7 protein-coding genes and 1 riboswitch are annotated in these 6,638 nt (G+C 64.1%); of the genes, 3 read left to right on the forward strand and 4 right to left on the reverse strand.

Annotation, left to right across the window (positions count from 1 at the left end; genetic code table 11):
• Positions 1–637: AraD1 family protein (gene araD1, locus EN969_RS11320; RefSeq protein WP_281060004.1), on the forward strand; the 637-nt coding region annotated here is incomplete at its 5' end.
• Positions 638–808: 171 nt separating this feature from the next.
• Here araD1 and EN969_RS11325 read toward each other — a convergent pair.
• Together EN969_RS11325 and EN969_RS11330 are read right to left on the reverse strand one after the other, a co-directional pair.
• The gene (locus EN969_RS11325) at positions 809–1,582 is read right to left on the reverse strand and encodes an ABC transporter substrate-binding protein (protein WP_024503157.1); all 774 of its coding nucleotides are present in this window, start codon (positions 1,580–1,582) and stop codon (positions 809–811) included.
• 100 nt (positions 1,583–1,682) lie between these two features.
• The gene (locus EN969_RS11330) at positions 1,683–2,777 is read right to left on the reverse strand and encodes a 2'-deoxycytidine 5'-triphosphate deaminase (RefSeq protein WP_127419130.1); all 1,095 of its coding nucleotides are present in this window, start codon (positions 2,775–2,777) and stop codon (positions 1,683–1,685) included.
• 74 nt (positions 2,778–2,851) lie between these two features.
• A riboswitch (SAM riboswitch) is annotated at positions 2,852–2,929 on the forward strand.
• Positions 2,930–2,986: 57 nt separating this feature from the next.
• Between EN969_RS11330 and EN969_RS11335 the strand changes: the two genes are divergently transcribed.
• Positions 2,987–4,174, forward strand: coding sequence for an O-succinylhomoserine sulfhydrylase (locus tag EN969_RS11335; protein ID WP_063170015.1), 1,188 nt, complete (start codon positions 2,987–2,989; stop codon positions 4,172–4,174).
• 7 nt (positions 4,175–4,181) lie between these two features.
• Here the strand turns inward: EN969_RS11335 and EN969_RS11340 are convergent, their stop codons facing one another.
• Positions 4,182–5,333 carry a ceramide glucosyltransferase gene (locus EN969_RS11340; protein ID WP_063170014.1) on the reverse strand — a complete coding sequence of 384 codons (1,152 nt, stop codon included), beginning with the start codon at positions 5,331–5,333 and terminating at the stop codon, positions 4,182–4,184.
• 233 nt (positions 5,334–5,566) lie between these two features.
• Here EN969_RS11340 and apaG point away from each other — a divergent pair, with 233 nt between their 5' ends.
• Positions 5,567–5,959, forward strand: coding sequence for a Co2+/Mg2+ efflux protein ApaG (apaG, locus tag EN969_RS11345; RefSeq protein ID WP_013533640.1), 393 nt, complete (start codon positions 5,567–5,569; stop codon positions 5,957–5,959).
• A gap of 47 nt (positions 5,960–6,006) precedes the next feature.
• Here apaG and EN969_RS11350 read toward each other — a convergent pair.
• On the reverse strand, positions 6,007–6,638 hold a 632-nt coding region (locus tag EN969_RS11350; protein ID WP_206525147.1), incomplete at its 5' end, for an Hsp33 family molecular chaperone HslO.

Here is a 6,638-nt window from a genome sequence, read left to right on the forward strand (position 1 = left end):
GTTCCGCATGGGGCTGGAGGGCGGCAAGCCGGCGAAAGGCCAGATCGGCGTGCAGCCGGAATGGTTCTACAAAGGCAACGGCACGATGGCGGTGGCACCAGGCGCCGCACTCCTGTCACCGGCCTTTGCCAAGGACGCCGGCGAAGAGCCCGAGGTCGCCGGCATCTACGTCATCGGCGACGACGGCGCACCTTTCCGCGTCGGCTTCACGCTGTCGAACGAGTTTTCCGACCACGTCACCGAGCGCGTGAACTATCTGTTCCTCGCGCATTCCAAGCTGCGCAACGCCTCGTTCGGGCCGGAGATCCTGATCGGCGACCTGCCGTCCGACATCCGCGGCACCTCGCGCATCGTGCGCGACAGCGAGGTGCTGTGGGAAAAGCCGTTCCTGTCCGGCGAAGCGAACATGTCGCACACCATCGCCAATCTCGAACATCATCATTTCAAATACGCGGCCTTCCGCCAGCCGGGTGACGTGCATGTGCACATGTTCGGCACGGCGACGCTGTCCTTCGCCGACGGCATCACGACCGAGGCCGGCGATGTCTTCGAGATCGAGGCCGGGGATTTCGGCCTGCCGCTGCGCAACCCGCTCGAGATCGAGCAGCCGGTGAAGGTGGCTGTGAAGGCGCTTTGAGAGCGCGCCTTTTCCTTCTCCCCAAGTGGGAGGTGGATCGGCGCGTTAGCGCCGAGACGGATGAGGGGTGTTCCAGCGGAGTGAAACGTTGGCGTTCCCTGGAACACCCCTCATCCGTCGCCTCCGGCGACACCTTCTCCCACAAGGGGAGAAGGAAAAGGCGCCTCTGCCTCAATAAATATCGAAGTCGAAATACTTGGCCTGGATCTTCTTGTAGGTGCCGTCGGCAACGATCGCGTCGATGGCCGCGTTGAGCTTGTCGCGCAGGGCCGTGTCGTCCAGGCGCACGGCGATGCCGGCCTGGGTCTCGGTGCCCTTGACGTCGCCGACCAGCTTGCAGCAGCCGTCGCTTGCCTTCTTCAGCCAATCCATCAGCACGAACTTGTCCGAGATCACGGCGTCAAGACGACCGTTGGTCAGGTCGGTGATCGCCTCTTCCTGGGTGGGATAGAGTTTGGCCTCCGCGCCCGCCTTGCCATATTCATTCTGGGCATAGTCGGCCTGCGTGGTCGAAGCCTGGGCACCGACCGTCTTGCCGGCAAGGGCCGCCGGTTCGGTCGAGGTGAGATCGGTGTCCTTCGGCGCCACCAGAGCCAGCGGTGTCGTATAATATTTGTTGGTGAAGGCGACCTGCTTCTTGCGCTCCTCGGTGATGCTCATCGAGGCGATGATGGCGTCGAACTTCTTGGCCTGCAAAGCGGGAATGATGCCGTCCCAGTCCTGGGTAACGATCTCGCATTCGACCTTCATCTGCGCGCACAGCGCATTGGCGATGTCGATGTCGAAGCCTTCGACCTTGCCGTCGGCGGTAATGGTGTTGAACGGCGGATAGGCGCCCTCGGTGCCGATCTTGATTTTCTCCGCCGCCTGCACCGACAGAGAGCCGGCCAGTGTTGCCAGCATGGCAGCGCCCGCCGCCGATATGACCCATTTCGAAAATCGCATTTTCTTGGTTCCCCTTGAACGCCGCCAGCTTGACGGGCGGCAAGGCAGCCAAGCATGGCGAGCCGGTACAGGCAAGTATTTTGCCTTGGGGCAATGAGGGTCAGCGCGCGGCGCGGAAATGCTTGGACAGCTTCAGGCCCTGCGCCTGGTAGTTGGAGCCGAGATCGGTGCCGTAGAGCGCCTGCGGCCGCTTCAGCATATGCTCGTAGACCAGCCGGCCGACGATCTGGCCGTGGTCGAGGATGAACGGCACTTCATGGCTGCGCACTTCCAGCACCGCCCGGCTGCCGGTGCCGCCGGATGCGGAATGGCCGAAGCCCGGATCGAAGAAGCCGGCATAATGGACGCGGAATTCGCCGACCAGCGGATCGAAGGGCGTCATCTCGGCGGCGTAGAGCGGCGGCACATGCACCGCCTCCTGGCTGACGAGGATGTAGAATTCATCGGGGTCGAGCACCAGTTCGCCGGCGCCGCTCTTGTGGATCGGTTCCCAGAAGTCGACGACTTCCTGGGCCGCGCGCTTGTCGACATCGACGAGGCCGGTGTGATGCTTGCCGCGATAGCCGACCAAGCCGCTTTGATCGCCGTTGAGGTCGATCGACAGCGCGATGCCGCCGCCGGAAATGTTCGGCGGCTCGGTGGCGACAAGCATCTGCGTGCGATGCAGGTCGTGCAACTCGGCTTCGGAGAGCAGCGCATTGCCGGTGCGGAAACGGATCTGCGACAGGCGCGACCCGGTGCGGACGACGATCGGGAAGGTGCGCGGGCTGACTTCCAGAAAGAGCGGGCCATGATAGCCGGCCGCGATCTTGTCGAACTCGTGGCCGCGATCGGTCATGACGCGGGTGAAGATGTCGAGCCGTCCGGTCGAACTCTTCGGATTGGCCGAGGCTGAAATGTCCGCCGGCAGCGCCAGGCTTTCAAGCAGGGGCACGATGTGGACGCAGCCGGTCTCCAGCACCGCGCCCTCGGCCAGATTGATCTCGTGCAGCTGCAGCCGGTCGAGCTTTTCCGAGACCTTGTGATTGGGGCCGGGCAGGAAGGAGGCGCGCACCCGCCAGGCCTTGTCGCCGAGCCTGAGATCGAGGCTGGCCGGCTGGATCTGGTCGGTGTCGAGCGCACGCGCCGACTTCAGCGCGCCGGACTGGAGCAGCGCCGATATGTCCTGGTCGGGAAGAATGCCTGTCTGCCGCAAGGCTCCACTCCTGCTTGGTACAAACCTCTTAATGAAGCCGGCAATTGACGCAAGCGCGGTGCGGGTCTAAAGGGTCGTTATCCCGTGGTGATTTGGCCGGTCGGCTTGCAGCCACGTTAAACAAGTCGCTAAAGGACCGTCGGGCCGCAAGGCCGTATGGACCGGTTGCGACTTTCGCGGCCGGTTTTTTTGTGTCTGGAAGAAAAGCGATGAGCACCAAGAAGCGCAACTGGAAGCCTCAGACGGCACTCGTGCACAGCGGAACGCTGCGTTCCGGTTTCGGCGAAACGTCAGAAGCGATCTATCTCACCCAAGGCTATGTCTACGAAACGGCGCAAGCCGCCGAAGCCCGTTTCAAGGGCGAAGAGCCGGGTTTCATCTATTCGCGCTACGCCAATCCGACCGTCGACATGTTCGAGAAGCGCATGTGCGCGCTGGAAGGTGCGGAAGACGCGCGCGCCACCGCGTCGGGCATGGCCGCGGTGACGGCCGCCCTTCTGTGCAGCGCCAAGGCCGGCGACCATATCGTGGCGGCGCGTGCGCTGTTCGGCTCCTGCCGCTGGGTGGTCGAGACGCTGGCGCCGAGATACGGCATCGAGGCGACGCTGGTCGACGGCACCGACATCGCCAACTGGGAAAAGGCGATCAAGCCGAACACCAAGCTGTTCTTCCTGGAAAGCCCGACCAATCCGACGCTGGAAGTGGTCGATATCGCCGCTGTCGCTTCGCTTGCCAATTCGATCGGCGCCAGGCTGATCGTCGACAATGTCTTCGCCACGCCCCTGCAGCAGAAGCCCTTGCAGCTCGGCGCCCATATCGTCGTCTATTCGGCGACCAAGCACATAGACGGCCAGGGGCGCTGTCTCGGCGGCGTCATCCTGTCGGACAAGAAGTGGATCGACGAGAACCTGCACGACTATTTCCGCCATACCGGCCCAAGCCTTTCGCCTTTCAACGCCTGGACGCTGCTGAAGGGCCTGGAAACGCTGCCGCTGCGCGTACGCCAGCAGACGGAAAGTGCCGGCCGGATCGCGGATTTTCTGGCCGAACGGCCGGAAATCGCGCGCGTCATCTATCCCGGCCGCGCCGACCATCCGCAGGCCGACATCGTCAAGAAGCAGATGTCGGGCGGCTCGACGCTGATCTGCCTGGACGTCAAGGGCGGCAAGCAGGCGGCCTTCGCCTTGCAGAACGCGCTCGACATCGTCCTGATCTCCAACAATCTCGGTGACGCCAAGAGCCTGATCACCCACCCGGCGACGACGACGCACAAAAATCTCAGCGACGAGGCGCGCGCCGAGCTCGGCATCGGGCCGGGCACGCTCAGGCTGTCGGTTGGCCTGGAGGATGCCGACGATCTGCTCGAGGACATCGCGCAGGCGCTGAAGGCCAGGTAGGAGGCCTTCAGGCGCCGGACGGCGTCTCTTCCAGCTCGGCCGTCTTGGTGCCGATGGTCATCGCATTGCCGCGCCAGTCGACGGCGCCGCCGAGCCAACCGCGCCCCCACATCGCCGGCAGGATCAGGTCGCGCGCCATGATCGCGGCGACCATGCGTGGCGACAGGTACCAGCCCTTGGACCAGGCCAGGGCGCACTCCGGAAGATAGAAGGCCGCCAGCACGGCAAGGGCGGTTGCCCAGAGGCTGAAGCCGGCGCTTGCCGCTGCAATCAGCGCAAGCACCAGCGGCACCACGGCGCCCGTCAGGATTTCGGGTGCGAAGAACAGCGGGAAAGTGACGCGGCGCAGGCGCGCCCAACGGGCCTGACGCGACCAGATCTCGTCAAACGAGCGCCGGCCAAGCGGCTGCTCGAAGGGGGCGGCGACGAGATTGACGCGCAGGCCGAGACTGTTCACCAGCTTGGTCGCAGCGGCATCCTCGGCGATCTCGGCGGCCAGCACGCGGATGCCGCCATTGGCATCGAGCATCGGCTTGTTCCAGAGCATGCTCTTGCCCTGGGCAAAGCCGAGGCCGAGCGCCTCACCGGCATATTGCCAGCGCGCCTGCAGCGTGTTGAGGAAAGCGCATTCGACCTCGGCCCAGAAGCCGGCCGGCCGCGAGCCGATCGGCGTCGAGCAGACAAGGCCGGTGCCGGGCCGCCAGGCAGCCATCAGGTGCTGGATGTAGTCCCTCGGCATCAGCACGTTGGAATCGGCCAGGACGACCCAGTCGTGCCGCGCCGCTTCCCAGCCCTTGACGCAATTGTTGAGTTTCGGATTGGCGCTGATGCGGTCATCGCCGACAAGCAGCCAGGCCGGCACTTTCGGAAACCGGACGATCGTCCTGTTTATCAATTTGATCACCGGATCGTCGGCATGGGCGACGCAGAAAATCAGCTCATAGCGCGGCCAGTCGAGCGAGAAGGCGCGCTCCAGCGTCTCCTGCGTGAACGGCTCGACGCCGCGCGACGGCACGACGATCGACACCGGCCGCGGCTTGCCGGCCGGCGGCGCAATGGTGCGACGCCGTCTCAGACGCGACACGGCGAGCACGATGCTGGCGAGATTCGAGAGGATGAGGACGGTTGAAAGCGTGGCGGCTATGAGAGTGAGTTGCATCGAGATCCGGTCACTCCAGGAAAACCGGTCCGCAAGATGACCGGTTTCAACAGTTCAGCAGAGCGCCCGAGTCGCGCGTCACCAGTCCGCGCACACCATCATTGTCATATGTCACTTAAATGACATTCTTTGTCGGCACCTGCCCGCGAGGCCGGCCAGAGGAGGCTTCGATCGGTTGACCTAACCGCACGGAGCGCCGAAAGTTCCGCTGGAACCGTTTTTTGGAGCCGCTTATGTATAGCGCCGTCACGCGCAACATCGAAGTGCAGGTCAGGCCGTTCTATCTGGAGGACCGTTCGGATCCCTCGGAGAACCGCTATGTCTGGGGCTATCAGATAACGATCGACAATCAGTCGGACGATTTCGTGCAGCTTCTGTCGCGCTATTGGCACATCACCGACGGCACCGGCCGGGTCGAGGAAGTGCGCGGCCCCGGCGTGGTCGGCGACCAGCCCGAACTCAATCCCGGCGACAGCTACCAGTACACGTCCGGTTGCCCGCTCTCGACACCGTCCGGCATCATGGTCGGGCATTACACGATGCGCAACAAGCGGGGCGAGACGTTCGACATCGCCATTCCGGCGTTTTCGCTGGACTTGCCGGGGACGCGGCGGACGGTGAATTGATTTCGCCTCACCGGCCGCGGAGCGACCGGTGAGGCGTGGTTTCTACTCTACTGGGCCGCAAATTCCGCCGGGTCGAAATCATATTGCTTCGAACAGAATTCGCAGGCGACGTGGATGCCGCCGTCTTCGGTGCTGTCCTTGATCTCCTGGGCGGAAAAACCCTCGAGGATGCCGCGGATCTTGTCCCTGGAGCACGAGCACTGGTCGGCGACCGGAACGCCGCCGAAGACGCGCACGCCATGCTCGTGGAACAGCCTGTAGAGCAGCCGCTCGGCGCCGATCGTCGGGTCGATCAGTTCGGTCGGCTCGATGGTGCCGAGCAGAGCCAGCAACTCCTGCCAGGAATTGTCGACCGGATCGTGGATCTCCTCACGCGGATCGCCATCGCCGCCCGGCAGGTCCGGGACGCGCATGCGCTCGGGCGACTGCGGCAGGAACTGCGCCAGGATACCGCCGGCGCGCCATTGCTCGCGGGCGCCGCCGGGACCGGGCGTCAAAAGCTTGGCCACCGACAGCCTGATATCCGTCGGGATCTGCTCCGACTGACGGAAATAGGTGCGTGCCGCGTCTTCCAGGGTCTCGCCATCGAGCTGGACGATACCCTGATAGCGCTGCGTATGGGCGCCCTGGTCGATGGTCAGCGCCAGCACGCCACTGCCGAGCAGCGTCTGTTGGGAGG

The organism is Mesorhizobium sp. M7A.F.Ca.CA.003.01.2.1 (assembly GCF_003998945.1).
GTDB lineage: Bacteria > Pseudomonadota > Alphaproteobacteria > Rhizobiales > Rhizobiaceae > Mesorhizobium > Mesorhizobium ciceri.

Excerpts from the sequence above, each read along its gene's own strand:
- EN969_RS11340 (WP_063170014.1), bottom strand. The coding sequence starts at position 5,333 with ATGCAACTCACTCTCATAGCCGCCACGCTTTCAACCGTCCTCATCCTC.
- EN969_RS11335 (WP_063170015.1), top strand. The coding sequence starts at position 2,987 with ATGAGCACCAAGAAGCGCAACTGGAAGCCTCAGACGGCACTCGTGCAC.
- apaG (WP_013533640.1), top strand. The coding sequence starts at position 5,567 with ATGTATAGCGCCGTCACGCGCAACATCGAAGTGCAGGTCAGGCCGTTC.
- EN969_RS11325 (WP_024503157.1), bottom strand. The coding sequence starts at position 1,582 with ATGCGATTTTCGAAATGGGTCATATCGGCGGCGGGCGCTGCCATGCTG.